This window comes from Vibrio sp. 10N.222.49.C9, from assembly GCF_041474985.1.
In the GTDB taxonomy this organism is placed as follows: Bacteria; Pseudomonadota; Gammaproteobacteria; order Enterobacterales; family Vibrionaceae; genus Vibrio; species Vibrio crassostreae_C.
Genome location: NZ_JBFRVD010000036.1, coordinates 100,693 through 120,329, shown reverse-complemented (window position 1 = coordinate 120,329; position 19,637 = coordinate 100,693). Strand labels below are relative to the sequence as shown.

General features: G+C 43.4%; 12 protein-coding genes. 3 read left to right on the top strand and 9 right to left on the bottom strand.

What is annotated here, in order from left to right; all coding sequences use genetic code 11:
• The first annotated feature begins 9 nt into the window (after nucleotides 1–9).
• Nucleotides 10–8,664 (top strand): tandem-95 repeat protein, encoded by an 8,655-nt coding sequence (locus tag AB4585_RS16080; RefSeq protein WP_372170242.1) that lies wholly within the window; start codon nucleotides 10–12, stop codon nucleotides 8,662–8,664.
• A gap of 87 nt (nucleotides 8,665–8,751) precedes the next feature.
• Here AB4585_RS16080 and AB4585_RS16075 read toward each other — a convergent pair whose 3' ends face one another.
• Together AB4585_RS16075 and AB4585_RS16070 are read right to left on the bottom strand one after the other, a co-directional pair.
• Nucleotides 8,752–9,945 (bottom strand): class I SAM-dependent methyltransferase, encoded by a 1,194-nt coding sequence (locus AB4585_RS16075; RefSeq protein WP_017059708.1) that lies wholly within the window; start codon nucleotides 9,943–9,945, stop codon nucleotides 8,752–8,754.
• A gap of 129 nt (nucleotides 9,946–10,074) precedes the next feature.
• A complete protein-coding gene (locus AB4585_RS16070) occupies nucleotides 10,075–11,478 on the bottom strand; it encodes a methyl-accepting chemotaxis protein (protein ID WP_102319806.1) in 1,404 nt (467 codons plus the stop codon).
• An 88-nt stretch (nucleotides 11,479–11,566) separates the two neighbouring features.
• Between AB4585_RS16070 and yccX the strand changes: the two genes are divergently transcribed.
• The gene (gene yccX / locus AB4585_RS16065) at nucleotides 11,567–11,854 is read left to right on the top strand and encodes an acylphosphatase (RefSeq protein WP_017059706.1); all 288 of its coding nucleotides are present in this window, start codon (nucleotides 11,567–11,569) and stop codon (nucleotides 11,852–11,854) included.
• 59 nt (nucleotides 11,855–11,913) lie between these two features.
• Here yccX and AB4585_RS16060 read toward each other — a convergent pair whose 3' ends face one another.
• From AB4585_RS16060 to AB4585_RS16035, 6 genes are all read right to left on the bottom strand, one after another.
• Nucleotides 11,914–12,243 (bottom strand): TusE/DsrC/DsvC family sulfur relay protein, encoded by a 330-nt coding sequence (locus AB4585_RS16060; RefSeq protein ID WP_017057205.1) that lies wholly within the window; start codon nucleotides 12,241–12,243, stop codon nucleotides 11,914–11,916.
• Between the two features lie 160 nt (nucleotides 12,244–12,403).
• On the bottom strand, nucleotides 12,404–13,069 hold the full coding sequence (locus AB4585_RS16055; RefSeq protein ID WP_017057206.1) for a Bax inhibitor-1/YccA family protein: 666 nt from the start codon (nucleotides 13,067–13,069) through the stop codon (nucleotides 12,404–12,406).
• A 282-nt stretch (nucleotides 13,070–13,351) separates the two neighbouring features.
• Entirely contained in the window at nucleotides 13,352–14,116 is a 765-nt protein-coding gene (locus tag AB4585_RS16050; protein WP_017059704.1) for an amino acid ABC transporter ATP-binding protein, read from the bottom strand.
• A 22-nt stretch (nucleotides 14,117–14,138) separates the two neighbouring features.
• The gene (locus AB4585_RS16045; protein WP_017066317.1) at nucleotides 14,139–15,236 is read right to left on the bottom strand and encodes an amino acid ABC transporter permease; all 1,098 of its coding nucleotides are present in this window, start codon (nucleotides 15,234–15,236) and stop codon (nucleotides 14,139–14,141) included.
• A gap of 1 nt (nucleotide 15,237) precedes the next feature.
• Complete coding sequence (locus AB4585_RS16040) at nucleotides 15,238–16,443, bottom strand: amino acid ABC transporter permease (RefSeq protein WP_017066316.1); 1,206 nt, start codon at nucleotides 16,441–16,443, stop codon at nucleotides 15,238–15,240.
• Between the two features lie 71 nt (nucleotides 16,444–16,514).
• A complete protein-coding gene (locus tag AB4585_RS16035) occupies nucleotides 16,515–17,543 on the bottom strand; it encodes an amino acid ABC transporter substrate-binding protein (RefSeq protein ID WP_017059701.1) in 1,029 nt (342 codons plus the stop codon).
• Nucleotides 17,544–18,023: 480 nt separating this feature from the next.
• Between AB4585_RS16035 and AB4585_RS16030 the strand changes: the two genes are divergently transcribed.
• On the top strand, nucleotides 18,024–18,965 hold the full coding sequence (locus AB4585_RS16030; RefSeq protein ID WP_017059700.1) for a bifunctional precorrin-2 dehydrogenase/sirohydrochlorin ferrochelatase: 942 nt from the start codon (nucleotides 18,024–18,026) through the stop codon (nucleotides 18,963–18,965).
• 185 nt (nucleotides 18,966–19,150) lie between these two features.
• Here AB4585_RS16030 and AB4585_RS16025 read toward each other — a convergent pair whose 3' ends face one another.
• Nucleotides 19,151–19,633: a YajQ family cyclic di-GMP-binding protein gene (locus tag AB4585_RS16025; protein ID WP_017063832.1), complete on the bottom strand. Its 483-nt coding sequence runs from the start codon at nucleotides 19,631–19,633 to the stop codon at nucleotides 19,151–19,153.
• Nucleotides 19,634–19,637: the final 4 nt, after the last annotated feature.

Sequence of the window (19,637 nt, the reverse complement as noted above, 5' to 3'; positions counted from 1 at the left end):
AACTTGACGGTGACGCCAGTCAACGATGCGCCTGTAGCCATCAGTGATTCTTACAAAAACGTTCAAGAAACCATATTGCTCACTGAGTCATTCGAAAATATGGCAAACCCAGCGGGTTGGACGGTTGTTTCTAAAGACCCATCAGAGGTATGGGACTTTACTAATGGTATAGAGATTGAGCGAGACGGCTTAATTGTTGATGCTACCGACGGTGATTTTTACGCAGAGCTAGACCCACATAAAAACACGGTGATGACGACATCAATTGATACGTCGGATCAAGACTCTTTGAGGGTAGAATTCGATTATAACCCTCGCCAAGACGGCAACTCGTCGTCTGATATGACGTTTACTGTTGGGAATACAACTATTACGCTGCATGCGGATGGAACAGTGACTGCTCCAGAAGGCATTTCTGTAACACTAGATGGTCCGGATAACAAAGGTTGGTATCAAGCAAATGCTGAGTTTGATGTTAGTAGTGATGCTACTTTAATCGCTTTTGCTGGTGCGGGTAAATCTGATTCGCTTGGTGCGTTCATCGATAACATTACAGTTACCGGAATAGATGCACCCAAACTCATAACGGAAGAAGATCAGGCTCTTACTATTAGTGGTAGTGAGCTGCTAGCCAATGATTTCGATGTTGATGGGGATGACATAACCATTTTTTCTGTCAACGCAACCGATGCTACAAACGGTTCTGTTCAGCTGATAGATGGCAATGTCGTGTTTGAACCTAACCAAGACTTCAATGGTGAAGCGACTTTCGAATACACCATTGTTGATACTCATGGTGAAAAAAGCACTACGACAGTGACCGTTAATGTAACACCAGTAAATGATGACCCTATCGCGAACGATGATTCAAGAGAATTAGGTGATAACCTGATCGTCAATGGTAGCTTTGAAGACTATGAATCGGTATCAAATGCCGGTTGGGGTTCTCGAATCGACCAACTAGATGGTTGGTCCTACGATGCAAGAACTGGTGCTTTAGATTCAGTTCAAGAAGGCTATGCTGTTGATGAAACAGACGGCGATCGTATGATTGATATGGAAGGTAACGGTGACAATGTAACCCTTACCCAACAAATTCAAGGTGTGGAAAGCGGTACCCTATACCAACTGTCTTTTGATACGGCAATGTACGAAAGATTGCCGAGTGCTGAGCTTGAGGTCATTTGGAACGGCGAAGTCATTGCTACGATCACCCCTGAAAGCAACATAATGCAAACTCAGTTATTGGAATTATTAGGTGGTAGTGGAGATGGTTCAAATACCCTTTCATTTAGAGAAGTTGGTACTGAAGGCGACAAGAGTGGGACTTATCTAGACAATATCAAATTTCAAGAAGTGATTAAAAGCCTTCAGACACAAGAAGATATAACTCTCGATATCCCTAGTAGCGAGTTACTTTCGAATGATTCTGACGTTGATGGTGATACGTTAATTATTTTAGATAGTTTAGTGATTGATCCAACATACGGTCAGGTTGAGTTAATTGAGCTACAAGATGGTTCTCAAACCGTTCGTTACACTCCAGCGGATGACTTCAATGGTATCGCTACGTTTACTTACACAGTTTCTGACGGTAAAGGTGGTACTGATACCGCCGTGGTTACGATTAATGTCACTCCAGAAAATGATGCCCCAATATTTGTCAAAGATGGAGTGCCGATTGGCGATACTGATCAAATAAGTGTATCGACTAAAGAGGATAACTCTGTATCTGGTAAGGTTACTGCAACTGATATTGACGACACTGACCTGACTTACACGGTGAGCCAACCTACAAACGGTAGTGTTGAGATCGACCCTGAAACTGGCGAGTGGAAGTACACTCCGAACAACGAGTTTGATGGAGATGATTCATTTGTTGTTACCGTGTCGGACGGTAACGGTGGTACAGATACGGTTGTAGTGAATGTTGATGTATTACCTGTCGCCGAGCTAACTGTTAAGGCAGGCCAACCAGTGACAGAAGCAGAAGAAGCGTTCCTATCTTTTGAAATCAACCTAGATGAGCTTGTCTCTGAGAACGTTGGTCTTGCTCTTACACTAGGGGCGGCAGGGGATTCTGCAACTAAAGGTGTCGATTACGAAGACAATATTTACGTTAAAGATGGACAAGATTATAAAGCGCTTTCAGAGCAGGAGCTTGCCGATCTAATTATTGCTAGCGGCTCGGGTAGCTTAGAAGTCTTCATCAAGGTTCTTGATGATAAATTGCTTGAGGGTGAAGAGACTGTAACTCTAAATGCTAGCTCAACTAGTGAGTTTGTTGAAAATGACAAACAGGACTCAGGTACAGCTAAGATTGTCGATGAGACAGACACAAACGACAAAGATACCGTTACAGTTGGGCTGACTGGTCCCGATTCAGTTATTGAGGGTGATAAGACAAGTCCATTTACGATTACGCTAAGTGAGCAAGTGCCTGAAGATAGTGTGGTTACTCTTCAGTACTCTTACACAAATGCGAGCAATGAAGATATTGTTGAAGTTATAACTGTAAACGTAGACGCAAATACAAATACAGCGACCTTTGAGATTCAAACTGAACAAGACAACGAATACGAAGTTGGACAAGAGTTTAACGTTAGTGTTGTATCCGTAACCCAAGATGGTACCGATGTATTTGAGAAGCTAGATACTTCTAGTGCTGATAAAAATGTAGCTATTGACGATAGCCATGATAACCCGCCAAAAGCTGAAGACTTCTCTATTTCTCTCAATGCAGATGGCTCTTCGCAAGTTATTTTCGATACCGGGATGGGGACTATCGAAGGTGATGGTACAGACCATATTTCTGATAATGAAGATGATAACGATAATGACGCAGATACAAATCTCGGCGTGATCATCACAGAGCTGCCTGATTCAGGAACTCTTTACTATGTCGATGGTAATAACAAGGTTGAAGTGGTAGTTGGGCAGACGTATGCAGATCCTAACAACATCGTTTATGAAGATGACCAAGAATCAACGGGCTTCTTCTTAGGTGTTGATGATACATCCACATTAGATAAAGGCCCTCATAGCACTGCAGAGTTCCATAACTGGGGTGATGAAGTAGATGCGTATACTCGCGAACTGAAGTTTGATAATGGTGATGTCGTCACCATTACCTCGGAAGGTCGAAATAACGTTGACGCTAAGCCTTTAGTGCAAAACAACAGTCAGCAAGGCCATATGGGTTTCGGTATTGCATCGACTAATCGCGGTATTCACCAAGACGAGGCGATCAACATTGATTTCTCTTCTCGTCCAGCGGACTCAGTAACGGTTGGTCTAAGTGGTTTGGGTGGTTGGTTTGCCCCAAATGCTGATGATAGTGTTCAATCAAGAGCTGAGATTACAGTCACCTTTGATTATGGTAATGGTGTCACAGAAGACAAAACCTTCCTTTATGATGACACCCACAATAATCAAAATGTCACGATTGTCGCTCCTGAAGGTGCTGAGATTGTTTCGGTGGAAGCAAGCACACAAGGACCAGGTAACTGGGAGCTGACTTCTCTTGAAGCTAAGGCGTCAGATTCATTCGAATATAAAGCGGTAGACAGTGATGGTAACGAAAGTGAAGTTAAGACAGTTACTATCGATAAGTCTGGTGACCTGAATGCGAATAACGATCCGCAAGGCTTCGAAGTTAAACTGGGTGAGTTCAGTGAAGACAACGACTCTCCATGGTCAGCCGAAGGCGCTGAGCTAAATGCTAGCTTCAATGGCCAAGATAAAGACTTCGCATACAGCGGCATTAAGATTGGTGTTGCCGGCAAAGTGGGTGGATTGGGTGCTCAGATTGAATATGATCGTGCAGAGCAGCAATCTGAGAAGTTTGAAATCAACTTAGATAGCCCTGCTACTCAGTTTACATTTTCAGTATCTAACTTGTTTAAAAACGAAGGTAATGACGGTGATTTCACTGATAACCATGAACAAGGCAGTTGGGTAGCGTACCTCAATGGCGTAGCGGTTGCAGGTGATACGTTTATTGCTGAAGACGGTAACAATAAAGGTACTTACGAAATAACACCGCTTGGTCCTGATGGTACTCCAATCGCGTTTGATACTGTGGTATTTGAAGCAACTGAGTATTCCAACCAAGCAACGAATGATAATGATGCGTCAGATTACTTCCTAACTGGTTTTAAAGCCTCTAGTGAAGGCGCGTATGCAGTGAATCAAGGCGGCATTCTTGAGATTCCAACATCGAAGCTTGCTGGCATTATCGGTTCTGAGCTTCTAAATAACGATATCGATTCAGATGGCGACAATCTACGTATTACCTATGTATACGGTGAAACGGAAGGTAATGCGTATATCAAAGACGGCATCGTATACTTTGATTTAACTGGCGATGATTTTGTCGGTGAAACAACGTTTAAATATCAGGTTACTGATGATAATGGCCAAATCGCGAGTGCTGAAGTTAATGTTATCGTCAACCCTTTACCGACTCCTTCTAGTGTTGCGTCTGTAGACCTGCTAGCAGACTCAGTAGTTGAAGGTGATGATCTTGGCTTTAAAGTAATTCTGGATTCAAGTGCACTTGTTGAGTCTGTATTGGACGTTACTTTTGGTAAGAACACGGATGCTGCGAATGATTCGGGTGAAGAAAAAGATCTCGACTTGAGTCAGGTTCGTTTTACTAATGGCGTCACCTATGATCAGCAAAGTGGAAAACTGATTGTCCCAATTGGAGTGAAGGACTTTGCAATCTTGATTCCGACAATTGATGACAGTCTCCATGAGATCGCTGAAACCTACACCGTGACTGTTGATGGTGAATCTGCAGTGGGCAGCATTACTGATAACGATGAAGCTCCAACTATCGATACAGTGAGCAACGCGGTTAATCCAAATAATGAACAAGTAATTGAAGGCGATGTAGCTGTCTTCACCGTGAACCTAGTTAACACAAGCAGTCAAGAGACTCAATTCGACTGGTCGTTAAACTCCGGTTCTGCCGAGCTCGGTGATAACAAAGATTTCACCGACAACGTAGAGTTCACTGAGGGAGTGACGCTTGTTAATGGTCAGCTTGTTGTGCCTGCGGGAGTAACGTCGTTTGACATCAAGGTACCAACTAACGAAGACGGCATTGATGAGTTAAATGAGAACTTCACGCTCGAAGTGGGTGGTAAGCAAGGTATTGCGACGATCATTGATAACGATGAAGCACCGCAAGCACAGGACTCACATGTCATTGGCGATGAGGCACAAGCCCAAGGTTCATCGATTACGTTTAAGTGGGCCGATTTCAATGTTTCTGACGCAGATTCTAGTGAATTGTCGATTGTTATCACTAGTGCTCCAGGTGCGGGTGATATGTATCTGTACAACGAATCTACTGATGAATGGGTTCTGTTAAATACTGAAACGATTGGTACAGGAGTATCAGTAAGCCAAGAGCAGATTGAACAAGGTTTCTTGATATTCAACCCAGTAAGCTATGAATCAAGTACATTAATGTCTGATGAAGAGAATGTAGCAACTGGCAATAATCAGCAAGATTATGCGGAGTTTAACTACCACAGTTCTGACGGCATCAACATCAGCTCTAGTACGACGATGTCGATTGATATTCGCCCTGATACGACACTTGCCAAGTTAGTTGTAGAAACACCAAATGTAGATTTAGATGAAGGTTTTAAGTTAGAGCAATGGGAAAACCTAGACTTTGATTACAACAATGGTAGCGGAGTGGCTCCAGACCTTGTTGAACAAGCAATCGAGTCTGCAGGTGTTGCCAACTCTTCAGAAGTTACACAGGCGCCAGACTTTGGCACTCAGAACTCTCCAGCTATCGAAAACATTTCGAGCAAACTTACTGGTTTAGTATTCCTAGTTGCTGGTGAGTCATACGTGTTTAGCGGTCATGCGGATGATTCATTTAGACTTGAAGTCGGTGGTGAAACCATGGCCTCTCAAACTTGGGGCGGAGGCGGTACCTATGAGTCTTCAGCCTTTGTAGCATCGGCATCTGGTTGGTACACAATTACTGCATTCCACGACAACGAGGCTGGTCCAGGTAATGCCACTATCAGTGTCGCAGTTGGTGGCAATGAACCCGTAGACTTTAACACGGACAACTTTGATATTGTTCCTGATGTAAGCTCGCTTGAGGATAAAGTTAATATCGGGACACAGGTTGAACATGAATCCTTAGAGGGTGGTTATTACCCAGCGTTCGATATTAATGAAGGGCTGGAAGATACCTTTATCAATGTCTCTAAGATAACTACGCAGCTTGTTGATACCGATGGTTCAGAGACGTTGAGACTCGTCGTGTCTGGTTTACCTGAAGGTTCAATTGTTAAACTTGGAGATCAGGAGCTTGTTGTTAATGCTGATGGTGAAGTTGATATATCTGCTTGGTTAACATCAAATGGTACTGCCGAAACAGTGCTCGCTGATCTGATGATTCAGGTTGATGAGCCAGGCACTTATAACGTTAAGATTGAAGCGATTTCAGACGAGATTGTCGGAGATACCAGTGAGATTTCGAACGGGGCCTTCGACTTGATTGTTCATCCAGTGTCTGTTGGACCGGATGCTGAGAGTAAGGAAGCCTTTGGACAAGAAGATACTATTTTAGTGCTATCGATTGATGATTTTGGGATTGAGTCTGGCAACGATATAGTGATAACTCATCAACCACTCGATGGAGCGTTGGTGATTAACCTTGGTACTGTTCAAGAGCCAAATTGGCAGCCACTAAACTCGAGTCAGATTACATCGGCTCAATTAATTTCAGGCGTGATCGGCTTTAATCCAGATGCTAACGAATCTGGTTATGACGGCTTTAATGTTGATGGTGTAGGCAATAAATCGAATGACTACGCTGAAATTAAGTTCAAGGCTGTAAACGAGAATGGTACGTCAGAAGAGCATACGCTTACGGTAGATATTACGCCTGTGGCTGATGCCCCATTAGTAGCTGTTTCCATTGGGGATATTACCTTTTCCAACGGTATCGACGTATATCAAGAACTTGTTGGGTTCTCCCAGTTGACTACTACAGAGAAAAACACACTACTTACAGAACTTAAATTAGATGGTTTTGAGGAAGGCAGAGTACTTAACGCGGATATTCATGAGCACTTACATCAAGGCGGATCTAAGGACAAGCTTTATGTTGGTGACCAAAGTCAGGACTCGGACCACTATATAGGTGGTGCGGGCAACGATTGGTTCGTATCAGGCGCTGGAAATGACAAAATTGAAGGTGATGAAACTACCAGTGATATAGGTGTCGATGGGTATGACACTGTAATTTACTCAGGTCCAGTTTCTCAGTACATAATCACAGATCTAGGCGATCATGGTGGAGGTGTCGGCCACTGGCTAGTGCGAGATACGAAGGGGACCGATACACCTAATGATCAATATACTCCTTCTGATGAAAATGGAGACCACTTATATGAAATTGAACGATTGATTTTCTCTGATGCTATCGTTGAACTAAACAACATAGATGGAAGCTATCGTATTGTTCAACAACAGGAAATCCCTGTCGATATAACGGTTTCTTTGCAAGATACGGATGGCAGTGAAATCATTAAAGGTGATTCGGTTACGGTGAGTGGTATTCCGTCAGGGGCGAAACTGTATGTAGATGGAGTACTGCAAACGCCAGTCAATGGTACAAGTAATTACATACTTGCACTTGCTGTTGATGCAGCTGGAGTTGTGGGGACGGTAAGTGCTCAATTAGTATTCCCGGCGGATTATACTGGAAATCGTGATTTTGGTATTACAGTTGAAGCAGTTAGTGAAGAGCAATATGTTACGGGAGCGGACAAATTTGCAAGCTCTACGGCAACTGCAGAAATTGAGGTTCCTGAGCCCGTAACACCAACCACGATTAGTTCTTCTGGAGATGTCACCGACACGATTACCGTAGATGGAGCTGACCTTCAATGGCAGAAGCATCAATTCTCTGCTGGGAATACAGAAAATGAGAGAACATCAACGTTTGATAATACAAACACCGATTACCTTGTTGATGTTGGCAAAGGTGGTGATTACGTTCAACTAGGAGGTGGAAACGACACGGTTTACCTTGGGGGGAGTGAGTCATTAGCCAAGAACCCTAAAGACGGTGCGGCTGAGCGTGATGATTTTGTATCGGAAGGCGATAGTTATAGACCAAGTATGAATAAGAATGACAGCATCGATATTGCTTTCACTGGTGACGGTAACGATACAGTTTACGGACAAGCAGGTATCGACGCTATCGATGGTGGTACTGGTAATGACTACTTAGATGGTGGGAGTGGTGATGACGCACTTAAAGGTGGAGTTGGTCAAGATACGCTGATTGGTGGTCTCGGAAACGATATCCTTATTGGTGGTGATGACGCTGATATATTCAAGTGGGTTGATGGTGATTTAGATGGAAGTACCGATCGAATCTCCGATTTTAGCATCGCGGAAGGAGATAAGGTTGATTTGTCTGACTTATTTGCTGATGCGCCAACTCAACAACAAGTCACTGAGTTGTTAGACAACATCGAGGTTGAAGGAGGCGAAGTTAACTCCGCCATGGTTGTAGAAAAAGATGGGCAGCAAGTTAAAATTGAATTTGATGGCCTCTCCGCTGCAGACTTGACGAATAGTTTGTCTGACATCCTAGTTATTAAAGACGATTGAGTTTGCTGATACTAATAAAAAACCGAGATTGAAGAATCTCGGTTTTTTATGAACTGTAACGCTGTTTCTTAGACTGGTAATTTGTATTTAAAGAACCTTACAAGCAAAACCTTTCAGGTAGAAACCTTCTGGGTAGGCTGTGTCTGTTAGATGATCGGCTGCTTGCTCGAAGCGCTCGACGAACTTAACCGTTCGGCCTGCATCTAATGCTGCATCAGCGATGATTTTTTGGAACAAATCAGTACCCATTAAGCCAGAGCAAGAGTAGGTGAGTAGAGTGCCGCCTGGTTTCAGGATTTGCATTGCAAGCATGTTAACGTCTTTATAGCCGTTGGCGCCTGAAGTTAGGTTATTCTTGCTTGAAACAAATTTTGGCGGATCCATAATCACTACGTCAAACTTAGTGCCTTGATCACGGTACTCACGAAGCAGTTTGAAAACGTCAGCGTTTAGGAATACAGCGCGCTTTTTCGAGATATCAAACTCATTAAGTTCAGCGTTGAATTTAGCGGTATCAAGAGCAAGTTGAGATACGTCAGCGTTGATAACACGCTTCGCGTCGCCTTTAAGTGCGTAAAGGCCAAAGCCACCTGTATATGAGAAACAGTTAAGGACATCTTTGCCTTTAACATACTTCATCGATTCTTTGCGGCTATCACGTTGGTCCATGTAGAAGCCTGTTTTGTGGCCTTCCATAATGTTCACGCTGATTTTAACGCCATTTTCTTCAATCACGATAGATTTTGGTGGCTCTTCACCATGAAGAACGCCGACAACTTGTTCTAGGCCTTCTTTCTTACGAACTGCCACGTCTGAACGCTCGTAGATGTTGCAGTCAGGGAAGCACTCTATTAACGCTTCAACTAATACGCTTTTGTTAAACTCAGCGCCAGCACTTAGCAGTTGGCAAACAAGGAAGTCTTGGTATTTGTCGATTGTGATACCTGGCAAGCCATCTGACTCTGCGGCCGTTAGGCGGTAGCCCGTTAGACCATCACGCTCAATGATGTCTTCACGTAAAGACTGTGCGTCTTGAATTCGTTTTACGAAGAACGCCTTGTTGATCTCTTCTTTTTCAAATGTCCAAACACGAGCTCGAATTTGAGATTCTGGTGAGTAAGCCGCTTTTGCAAGCCACTGACCATTTTGAGCATATACGTCTACAGTTTCACCTTGTTTTGGTTCGCCTTCGACCTTATCGATACCGCGTGAAAATACCCAAGGGTGTTTGCGGCGTAGTGATTTATCTCGGCCTTTAGCTAGATGAATTGAAGGAGTCATAATTTACTCTGTTTGTTGAATTTGAAGGAGGGGTATTGTCGGGGAAGTACAGGTGAAAAGCAAATAAGAAAGGGCTGCCAAAGCAGCCCTAGTAATGATTAATCAACACATTGTAGTTGGAGAGCAGTATTAAGCTTTAAGACCTGTCAGCAAACCTTCCATCGTATCGCTTTGTTTACGAAGTTGGTCAACATTGGAATTACTCTTACTGATCATCTCGCAGATGCTGTCTGACTGATGACGAATCTCTTCAACACTTTGTGCAATGTTGTCAGCGACTACGCCTTGTTCTTCAGCCGCGGTAGCAATTTGAGTGCTGCTATCTGAAATAGATTGGTTCTTTTCCGCTAATGAACCGATCTCGACGTTCACTTCTGACATCAGGGTTTGGCCTTCATTAGCATTGTTCACCGTGACTTCCATCAGCTTGGTCAGTGATTGGCTGTTACGTTGTAATGACTCAATCATACTTTGGATTTCAACCGTTGCTTGCTGAGTACGACCGGCAAGGGCACGAACTTCATCGGCAACAACAGCAAATCCACGACCTTGCTCGCCAGCACGTGCGGCTTCGATAGCTGCGTTCAACGCTAACAGGTTAGTCTGTTCAGAAATACCGTTGATGGTTGTGACTACTTCATCGATCTGCGCCGCGTTGGCATCCAGTTCTTCTACTGCTTGTGAAGCGGACTGGATCTCTTGAGATAGGCTAGAGATAGACTCCAGTGTATTTGAAACCTTGACTTGACCGCTCTGAGCAACGCCGCGAGCGTCCATCGTTTGTGAGCTAGACGCATGAGCAAGGGTAGCGACTTCGCGAATGGTAGCCGCCATTTGTTCCGTTGCACTTGCTAAGCTATTCAGGTGTTCTTGTTGGTTACCTGAGATGTCTGAACTTTGTTGTGTTGACTGGTTCAAGTCCGAGCTGATCTGCTGCATGAGAGCGACAGACTCTTGGATTGATAGAACCATGTTTTGTTCACGCTCCGCAACTTTATCGATTGTAATCGCGATTTCACTGAACTCGTCACGAACTAAGAAGTAGTTCATGCGGCAAGTTAAGTCGCCATTCGCAAGCGTGTTCAGAGCTTTGTTCATAGAGAACATCGCGCCGCCAATAAAGGTCATGATGTAGTAAACACCTAGTGCGATAAGCGTTAGGGTTACAGCGATGATAGAAACCTGAGTCGTCGATAGAGCAGACCAAAGGTTTTGGTCATGGTTAGCAACTAGGCTGAACGCTCCATTCATCACTGAAACAGAACCAGCACCGTAGCCTAAAGAGATGGTTTCAGAGCTGCTGACAAGCTGAGCTACTTGATCTTTAGTGAGTTGACCCGCTTCGATAAGCCCTTTCATCAAGAGCATTTCTTCTTGATAAAGGTGAGCAAGTAAAGAGTCCGCGGCACTATCTAAAACGAGAGTTAATATAACCAGGGCGAGAAGAGGCAATAAGAAGAGTAGATAGAACTTTTCTTGGATTTTTAGGTGAATGAGATATTTGTCAATCCAACGAAATGGGATTTCTTTCATAATCGTTATACTCGAAGTAAGTCCACCAATAAGCGGTGAATGAATAGAAACTCGACTATATCATTCATATAATTTATGAGGCAACGTTATGGAAAGTTCACAATATATTTTTGTCGTGTCAGGCGTAGTTCAATGTGTTGGGTTCCGTTACCACACCAGTAGGCAGGCGCAAGCTATGGGTCTCTCAGGTTATGCAAAGAACTTAAATGATGGTCGAGTTGAAGTGTTAGTTGTCGGAGAGAGTCAGCAAATTGAGAAGTTACATGCTTGGCTCTATATTGGCCCTTCGAGCGCAACAGTAGACAACGTTGTGATGCATCAAGTTAAAGATAGTGAGCGCCAAGACGTACGCATAGGGGCGTTTAAAATACTGTAGTTGTAGCACTACAGTATTTTATATTGAACGTAACTTAATGACCTAAAGCGGGTTAGGTTTTACAAGCACTTTGCTGGTTTAGGTAAACCGGCGAGCTTGGTCGCTTGTTTTGCAGGGCCTTTTTTGAATAACTTGAAAAGGTACTTACTATTGCCTTTTTCTGGGCCGTGAGCTTTTTCCATTGCTTTAACGAGCATGCGAACCGCTGGTGAGGTGTTGAACTCTTCGTAAAAGCTCCTTACAAAATGTACGACTTCTAAGTGTGCATCTGTAAGTTCAATCGCCTCGTCTTGAGCAAGAATTTCAATCATGCCTTCTTCCCATTGCGTGTAATCCAATAGGTAGCCTTGAGCGTCGGTTTCGATTTGCTTGCCGTTATATTCAAACATGTTTAATCCAGAATCCAATTAACTATGCGGATAGGGTACATGACCAAGTTTGTCTTTCTCAACAGAAATTGTAGCTATCCAATGAAATATCGTACTTATAGATACAAAAAAGCCCAAGAGGTAGGCTCTTGGGCTAGATATTCTTCAATGATGGGAACGATTAGTCGTCGCTGCCCATGATGCCTAGGATGCTTAGTAGGCTGATGAAGATGTTGTAGATCGATACGTACAAGCTGATCGTTGCAGAGATGTAGTTTGTTTCACCGCCACGAATGATGTTTTGCGTTGTAAGCAAGATAACACCAGTCGAGAACAGGATGAACATACCGCTCATTGCCAATGATAGTAGAGGCATTTGTAGGAAGATGTTTGCAACCATACCTACAAGTAGTACTACGAAACCCGCTAATAGCATGCCATTAAGGAACGACAGGTCACGCTTAGTTGTTAGTGCGTAAGCTGATGCGCCCATAAACGCCAGTGCTGTACCGCCAAGTGCAGTTAGGATGACATCACCCATGCCTGCGCCAACGTACATGTTTAAGATTGGACCGATGGTGTAGCCTAAGAAACCTGTAAATAGGAATGTGAAGACTAGACCCATGCTGTTGTCACGGTTCTTTTCTGTTAGGAAAAGTAGGCCGTAGAAGCCAACTAGCATGATAATAAGACCCGGGCGAGGAAGGTTCATCGCCATGGATACGCCTGCTACAACAGCAGACCAAAGTAGTGTCATAGACAGTAATGCGTAGGTGTTACGCAACACTTTATTGGTTTGCAGAGCACTTTCTTGAGATGCTGTGCGTGAAAACATAGGGCTGTTCATAATCTTCCTCGTAAGGTGACTTCAATAGTTATTAGTACATTTATGGGGGTGAAAGTTCGAAAAATCAAGTCTCTCATTCCTCTTGTATACGTAAAATAATAATCAAAATAGTCGGTTAAGTGTTTCTGAAGGTGTAACAAAGTATTTCTTAAAGTGCAGTTAAGGTTCGTTGTTCAATTTTAATCGCACTGAATCGCTGTTTATAATCTTGAAAAACTAATTATAACACTGAAAACAAAGAGGCGACCTAAGCCGCCTCTGTAGTTTATGCATCATAACACATTAGTGGTGTAAGATTTGGCTTAAGAAGTTCTGCGTTCTGTCTGATTGTGGGTTTTCAAAGAAATCGACAGGGTTGTTCTCTTCTATGATTTCACCGGCATCCATGAAGATAACGCGATCCGCGACCTCTTTAGCAAAGCCCATCTCGTGCGTTACACAAAGCATCGTCATGCCTTCTTCTGCAAGCTCAACCATTACGTCTAACACCTCACGAACCATTTCTGGATCGAGCGCCGACGTTGGCTCATCAAACAGCATCACTTGAGGGTTCATACACAAAGAGCGAGCGATAGCTACACGCTGCTGTTGACCACCTGAAAGCTGACCTGGGAACTTGTCCGCTTGCTCAGGGATTTTTACGCGCTCTAGGTACTTCATTGCAATCGCTTCGGCTTCTTCTTTTGGCATCTTTTTGACCCAGATTGGAGCCAGAGTACAGTTCTCTAATACCGTCAGATGTGGAAACAGATTGAAGTGTTGGAAACACATGCCGACATCTCTACGCACGGCTTCGATGTTCTTTAGGTCTTCCGTTAATTCATTACCTGAAACGAAGATATGACCTTTTTGGTGCTCTTCTAATCGGTTGATGCAGCGGATCATCGTTGATTTACCAGAGCCTGAAGGGCCACAGATAACGATTTTCTCGCCTTTTTTAACTTCTAAATTGATGTTCTTAAGTACGTGGAATTCACCGTACCACTTGTTCATGTCTTTCAACTCGATCATAAGACCTTGAGAGTTGTTTTCTGTCTGCTGCGTCATAATACGTCCTTGATCTTGTTAATTATCGTTTGTGACCGGTGTGAAGTCTGTTTTCTAGCCATATCGAATATCTCGACATGCCAAAACAAAACACCCAGAACACTAACGCGACAAATACATAACTTTCTGTTGAATACCCAAGCCATTCAGGGTCGGTATTCGCGGCTTGGCCAATTCCTAGTACATCAAACATACCAATAATCAAAACAAGACTGGTATCTTTAAACAAACCAATGAAGGTGTTCACAATTGAAGGAATCGTGATTTTAAGAGCTTGAGGTAGAATGATAAGCCCAGTCTTTTTCCAGTAGCTTAACCCCAGAGCATCAGCTGCTTCGTATTGGCCTTTTGGTATTGCTTGTAGACCACCTCGAATTACTTCGGCCATGTAGGCTGCACTGAATAGAACTACCCCTACAAGTGCTCGAATGAGCTTATCGGTTTCTGTCCCTTCTGATAAAAAGAGTGGCAGCATTACTGAAGCCATGAATAGAACTGTAATGAGCGGTACGCCACGCCAAATTTCGATGTATACGGTACACATACTGCGAATGATCGGCATCTCTGAGCGGCGCCCAAGAGCAAGTGCAACACCAATAGGGAGTGACACTACAATACCAACAAGTGCGATGACCAGTGTAACCAGTAGGCCGCCCCATTTATGGGTATCAACAACTTCTAACCCAAAGACGCCACCGTATAGCAAGCCAGCAATGATAAATGGGTAGATGTTGACGAAGAACAACCAAATCCACGTACGTTTAGGTGTTTTTTCATAAGCCAGTAAGGCTACAAAAATGGCCAACGTTGCATAGAAGAGGCGAGGTCGCCACAGTTCAGCTTCTGGGTAGAAGCCATACATGAATTGGTCCCAACGAACGCTGATAAAAACCCAACAAGCGCCTTCGCTAGTACAGGCATCACGTGTGGTTCCTATCCAGTCGGCACTGATGAATGCCCAATCCGCTATTGCCCATAATAGGGTGAAAGCAAAGTAAGCAAGAATCACAGTGACGACGCTGTTAACAGGTCCATTAAATAGATTTTTTCTTAACCAACCGACTGGCCCAACAGTATTCGCTGGAGGCGGAAGATCAGGTTGAAATTGATGTGTACTCATCTTATCTCTCCACCAATGCTACTTTGCGGTTGTATATGTTCATTAGAGCGGACGTTAATAGGCTCAAGGTTAGGTAGACGCCCATTGTCATCGCGATTACTTCGATAGCTTGTCCAGTTTGGTTAAGTGTTGTTCCTGCAAATACAGAGACAAGATCAGGATAACCAATGGCCATCGCAAGTGATGAGTTTTTGGTCAGGTTTAGATACTGACTGGTTAGTGGTGGGATAATGATTCTTAATGCTTGTGGAATGATGACAAGCTTTAGAGTTCTAGAACGTGGGATGCCTAGAGACATCGCAGCCTCAGTTTGCCCATGGTTTACCGCGTTAATACCTGAACGAACAATCTCAGCAATGAACGCTGCTGTATAGATACTTAAAGCGAGCATCAATGCAGCAAGCTCAGGGATTATCGTAACACCACCCTTGAAGTTAAACCCTTTCAACACAGGGTAATCTGCAGAGATAGGCATGCCCATAACAAAGTAAGTTATCAACGGTAAGCCTAAAATCAACGCAGCGGCAATTCGCAACATCGGTGTTTGTTGGCCGGTCAGTTTCTGTCTGTTCTTAGCCCAGATGTTGATAATAAACGTAGCGATAATACCGACAATCAATGATGCGATGACAATGCTACTGCCTTGCTCAAAGACTGGAGCAGGGAAGTACAACCCGCGTACGTTCAAGAAAATTGCTTCACCTAGACTCATACTTTGACGAGCAGAAGGCAAGGCTTGTAGAACGGCGAAATACCAGAAAAAGATTTGTAATAGCAGAGGGATATTTCGGAATATCTCAATGTAGACAGCTGCAAATCGGCTAACTAGCCAGTTTGAAGAGAGTCTAGCGATACCCATACTAAAGCCCAGCACTGTCGCTAGCATGATGCCGAGTACTGAAACCAAAGCGGTATTGAGAAGACCGATAAAGAATGTACGACCGTATGAGAAGGTCTCGTCGTATTCAATCAGTGTTAAGCCGATACCAAAACCAGCTTCTTGGGAGAGAAAATCAAAACCAGTGGTGATACCACGGGAATCTAAGTTTGTGAGTGCATTATTTACAATCGTGTAAAAGAAAGCACAAAGCGCCCCGACGGCGATAATTTGGAAAATGATGGAGCGAAAAGTGGGGTTGTAAAATAAGTTGGCACTTTTGGGCTGTGGCTTTGCCTGAGCTGGAGAAATAGTTTCATTAGGTTTCATACTACTATAACCTCAAATCCATTTAATAAATAGGGCGGAAAACTCCGCCCTAATTGATGCTTGAAAATTTATTAACGGATTGGTGGAGCGTACATAAAGCCGCCCGCATTCCATAATGCATTTACACCACGAGAGATTTGAAGTGGAGAACCTGTACCAACAGTACGCTCAAAACTCTCACCGTAGTTACCAACTTGCTTAATTACTTGGTAACCCCAGTCGTCGCGAATGCCAAGGCCTTTACCTTTAGGACCGTCTACACCAAGAATACGTTTGATGTTTGGATCTTTTGACTTAAGCATTTCGTCTGCATTTTTAGAAGAGATGCCGTATTCTTCCGCGTTAATCATTGCTGAAAGTGTCCACTTAGCAACGTTAAACCATTGATCATCATCTTGACGAACAACAGGGCCTAGAGGCTCTTTAGAGATGATTTCAGGAAGTACTTCTGCAGATTTAGGATCAGCTAGGTTTAGGCGAAGTGCGTATAGACCAGATTGGTCAGTTGTTAGTACGTCACAACGACCTGCGTCGAAACCTTTCGATGTTTGTGCTGCCGTATCGAATACCACTGGCTTGTAAGACATGCCACTGTTACGGAAGTAGTCGGCTAGGTTAAGTTCAGTTGTTGTACCTGATTGAACACATACAGAAGCGCCATCAAGCTCTTGAGCACTTGTTAGGCCAAGTTCTTTCTTAACCATGAAGCCTTGACCATCGTAGTAGTTAACGCCTACGAAGTTCAGACCTAGAGCAGTGTCACGATGTAATGTCCATGTTGTGTTACGAGATAGTACGTCGATTTCGCCAGATTGAAGCGCAGTAAAACGCTCTTTTGCTGTTAGAGGTACATACTTAACTTTAGTCTTGTCACCGAGTACAGCCGCTGCAAGAGCTTGACAATACTCAACATCAATTCCTTCCCATTCACCTTTTGAGTTAGGGTTAGAGAACCCTGGAAGACCGGTACTTACACCACAAGTTAGAAAACCTTGAGATGTGACTTTGTCCAGAGTGCTTTCTGCCGCTGATGCCGATGTTGCCATCATCGCAGTTGATGCAGCTACTACTGAAGCAAGAAGTGTTAGTTTATTTGTCATTTGTATCCTTCCTTGTTAACCAGGTGACACCTGATACTCGTGCTCGTTTGAGTTTCTCTTATGTGTTGCGTTTTCTATGACCTTGTTATTCAAATTAAACGAGTTGCATTTTGCAAATGAAACTGTGTGCGATTTAAACAACTGTTTATAAGGTTAGGAAAGGATCCGTAGTTTCACAAATGTATAATTTAAAAAGAATTTTGAATGAAATCACAAATCCGAACACAATTAGAATGACCAAATGTTAAGTGAATGTAAATAGTGCAACGGTTCACACTGTTGGTGCAACGAGATTTAGATTTTTATATTGATAATCGACTAGATAAATATTCTGAATAAACATCACAATGATGAAATATTAAACTCAAGAAATGTTGAAATTTGGTCAATAAATATTTTTATTACACTTCGATAGTTATGAATATGCTCCAAATTTGGTAGCATGGCTGAATAGTTATTGAAGTAGTCTCAAGGAAGAACATGCGTTATTTCCCAATGTTTTTGGATGTAGAAAATAAGCCAATCTTAGTGGTTGGTGGGGGTGAGGTTGCTTGCCGTAAAGTCGATAGCTTACTACGAGCGGGAGCGGATGTGACTTTGGTGTCTCCCAAGGTAGCGCCTTACTTAAAGCAGCTTGTGGACGAGAACAAGCTTCACTGGGTTCAAAACTTTTACTCGTCACAGATCATATCGAAAAATTACTTGCAGGTTTGGGCCACAACAGACAACCCAAGCTTGAATCACCAAGTGTATAATGATGCGAAAAAACTGGGCATTTTAGTCAATGTGGTTGACGATCTTCCTTACTGCGACTTCATCACACCTTCGATGATAAATCGCGGCAGAATCCAAATTGCCATCTCTAGTGGCGGGGCATCACCTGTTTTAGTAAGAAATATCAGAGAAAAACTCGAAACGGTATTGCCACAAAACATAGGTTTGATAGCAGACTTCGGTGCATCAAAACGCAATTCAATCAAAGAGTCATTCCCAACCGTCGACGAGCGTCGTAAATTTTGGGAGCGTTTCTTGTCATCCAGCTTTATCGAGCAGGTGAATGACAGAGAGCAGTTAGAGTCTTACTACCAGCAAGCGCTAACCGAAGGCATTGATAGCGAAGGGCAGGTCACTTGGATTGAATTCGAGCAAGATGTCGAGCTGCTGTCTATGAAGGCTTTACGTTTGATGCAGGAGGCAGAGCTCGTACTTTCACCGAGCGATTGTCCATTTGAATTTATCGACCTGTGCCGCCGAGATGCAGAAAGAGAGAGCTACGCCAACAGCGGAGAGCTATCAACAAAGCTTGAGCAAGCAAGAGCAGAGAAATTACGAGTGTGTGTGTTTATTCCACCAGCAAGCGTAGAGTTTAATCTGTTGGTCGGCAAAGATCTAAAATTGTCAGCAGCCCAAGTACTCAGTTGAGGTAATTGCTTCTAGTTGAAATGAGAGCTTTCTGGTTGTTTGAAATCGGCTAGAGGCTCGGAATAAAACTAAAGCTGGACCAGATAAATAAAAAGCCACTTCGAGAAGTGGCTTTTTGCTATTTCAAACACGACATTGTGCTGATGAATGAGCAACCCAAATAGGCGGTCGCTCAAACTCAATAATTAGTCGCGGAAGTTGTCAAACTGGAAAGGTTGACCAAGTTCACCGCCGCGAACTAGAGCCATAACAGCTTGTAGGTCATCACGCTTCTTACCAGTAACACGAACTTTGTCGCCTTGGATAGAAGCTTGAACTTTAACTTTGTTGTCTTTGATTAGCTTAACGATCTTCTTAGCGACATCAGTTTCAATGCCTTGCTTAAAGATAACCGTTTGGTGCCAAGTGCGACCTGTTTGGTCTGCCGCTTTCGCTTCCATCGCGTTAGGATCAACATTACGCTTCGTTAGGTTGCTGCGAAGGATATCGCGCATTTGCTTCAGTTGAAAATCGTCTTGAGCAGTCAATTTTACTGATTCATCTTTGTAATCAAAGCTTGCGTCAACGCCGCGGAAATCGAAACGAGTCGATAGTTCACGGTTTGCGTTGTCTACTGCGTTACGCAGTTCTACTGCTTCTACTTCAGAGATAATGTCAAATGATGGCATTGTG

What these genes read in the sequence shown, in the direction of transcription:
- AB4585_RS16050 (WP_017059704.1), bottom strand. Translation starts at nt 14,116, where the DNA reads ATGACGCAGCAGACAGAAAACAACTCTCAAGGTCTTATGATCGAGTTG.
- AB4585_RS16035 (WP_017059701.1), bottom strand. Translation starts at nt 17,543, where the DNA reads ATGACAAATAAACTAACACTTCTTGCTTCAGTAGTAGCTGCATCAACT.
- yccX (WP_017059706.1), top strand. Translation starts at nt 11,567, where the DNA reads ATGGAAAGTTCACAATATATTTTTGTCGTGTCAGGCGTAGTTCAATGT.
- AB4585_RS16070 (WP_102319806.1), bottom strand. Translation starts at nt 11,478, where the DNA reads ATGAAAGAAATCCCATTTCGTTGGATTGACAAATATCTCATTCACCTA.
- AB4585_RS16060 (WP_017057205.1), bottom strand. Translation starts at nt 12,243, where the DNA reads ATGTTTGAATATAACGGCAAGCAAATCGAAACCGACGCTCAAGGCTAC.
- AB4585_RS16030 (WP_017059700.1), top strand. Translation starts at nt 18,024, where the DNA reads ATGCGTTATTTCCCAATGTTTTTGGATGTAGAAAATAAGCCAATCTTA.
- AB4585_RS16040 (WP_017066316.1), bottom strand. Translation starts at nt 16,443, where the DNA reads ATGAAACCTAATGAAACTATTTCTCCAGCTCAGGCAAAGCCACAGCCC.
- AB4585_RS16055 (WP_017057206.1), bottom strand. Translation starts at nt 13,069, where the DNA reads ATGAACAGCCCTATGTTTTCACGCACAGCATCTCAAGAAAGTGCTCTG.
- AB4585_RS16025 (WP_017063832.1), bottom strand. Translation starts at nt 19,633, where the DNA reads ATGCCATCATTTGACATTATCTCTGAAGTAGAAGCAGTAGAACTGCGT.
- AB4585_RS16075 (WP_017059708.1), bottom strand. Translation starts at nt 9,945, where the DNA reads ATGACTCCTTCAATTCATCTAGCTAAAGGCCGAGATAAATCACTACGC.
- AB4585_RS16045 (WP_017066317.1), bottom strand. Translation starts at nt 15,236, where the DNA reads ATGAGTACACATCAATTTCAACCTGATCTTCCGCCTCCAGCGAATACT.